The sequence below is a fragment of the Plantactinospora mayteni genome (assembly GCF_016862935.1).
In the GTDB taxonomy this organism is placed as follows: domain Bacteria; phylum Actinomycetota; class Actinomycetes; order Mycobacteriales; family Micromonosporaceae; genus Plantactinospora; species Plantactinospora mayteni.
This window is the reverse complement of record NZ_BONX01000108.1, coordinates 1-1,317: the sequence shown is the minus strand read 5'-3', so window position 1 is coordinate 1,317 and position 1,317 is coordinate 1. Positions and strand designations below refer to the sequence as shown.

General features: G+C 67.7%; 2 protein-coding genes. Both read right to left on the bottom strand.

The window, feature by feature from the left end:
- Positions 1 to 42: 42 nt before the first annotated feature.
- The gene (locus Pma05_RS42080; RefSeq protein ID WP_203863136.1) at positions 43 to 939 is read right to left on the bottom strand and encodes an IS3 family transposase; all 897 of its coding nucleotides are present in this window, start codon (positions 937 to 939) and stop codon (positions 43 to 45) included.
- Positions 936 to 1,238: a transposase gene (locus Pma05_RS42075; RefSeq protein ID WP_203863135.1), complete on the bottom strand. Its 303-nt coding sequence runs from the start codon at positions 1,236 to 1,238 to the stop codon at positions 936 to 938. Before Pma05_RS42075 ends, Pma05_RS42080 begins: the two co-directional genes overlap by 4 nt.
- Between the last annotated feature and the right edge of the window lie 79 nt (positions 1,239 to 1,317).

Here is a 1,317-nt window from a genome sequence, read left to right as displayed (position 1 = left end):
TGGGGTTGACCCGGTTTGACGGACAGGGTCGATAAGTTGATCTCACGCTACCTTGCTGGTCGGCCTGCGGGAATAGGCCGTGGCTTCGTACTCGGCCGGGCTGAGGTAGTCCAGGGTGGAATGCCGGCGGTGGGTGTTGTACCAGCCCTCGATCCATTCGAAGATCGCTGTACGGGCTGCGGCGCGGGTCGGCCACGGCCGCCGGTCGAGTAGTTCGGTCTTGATGGTGGCGAAGAACGACTCGGCGACGGCGTTGTCCCAGCATTGACCCCGCCCGCCGACCGACAGCAGCACCTGATTGCGGTCGGCGAGGCGCGCGTACTGGGCGCTGGTGTACTGGCTTCCCCTGTCGCTGTGGAAGATCACCTCGCTGGTGGGGCGGCGGGTGGTGATGGCGTTGGTCAGGGCCTGGGCGGGCAGGTCGGTGCGCAGATGATCGGCGGTGGCCCAGCCGACGACCCGACGTGAGGCGATGTCGATCACGGTGGCGAGGTACAGCCAGCCCTCCCACGTCGGGATGTAGGTGATGTCACCGCACCAGCGGGTGTCGACCTCGCTGGCGGAGGTGGTGAAGTCCCGGCGGATCCGGTCGGCCGCCAGGGCCGCTGTCGGGTCGGGCACGGTGGTGGTGCGCCACCGCTTCGGTGTCCGGCCGCACAACCCGGCGCCCCGCATCAGTCGGGCTACCCGTTTGCGGGAATGCCGGCGCCCTTGTGCGGCGAGTTCGGCGTGCACCCGAGGGGCGCCGTAGGTGCCGGCCGAGACGGAGTGGATGTCGACGATCTGTGCGATCAGGTCGACATCGTCACGCTCACGCCTCGACGGGCCGGTGCGGTGCTGGTAGTAGGCGGACCGGGAGACCTCCAACAGCTCACAGGCACGCTTCACGTTCCCGTCCTGCCGCGCTTTCTCCGCCTCAATGAACGGGTAGACGTTCACCGGGTCTCCTTCGCGAAGAAAGCCGTGGCCCGTTTGAGGATGTCGACGTCCTCACGCAGCCGGCGGTTCTCCCGCCGCAACCGCGCCAACTCGTCGCGCTCGTCGCTGGTCAACCCATCGTGACGGGTGCCGGCGTCGAGGTCGGCCTGCTTGACCCACTCCCGCACCGCGGTCTCGGTCAGGTCGAAATCTCTCGCGACCTGCACGATCGTCCGGTCACCCCGCCGGCACACCTCGACGATCTCCGCCTTGAACTCCGGCGTGAACGCCCTGCGCGGCCGGCGTGGCTTCTTACCCATGCCTTCCATGATGAACATCCTCCCGAGGAGCGCACAGCCCTCTGAGCTGGGATGTCCGTCAAACCGGGTCAGGCCCAGT

Coding starts and splice junctions, on each gene's coding strand:
- Pma05_RS42075 (WP_203863135.1), bottom strand. CDS start 1,238: ATGGGTAAGAAGCCACGCCGGCCGCGCAGGGCGTTCACGCCGGAGTTC.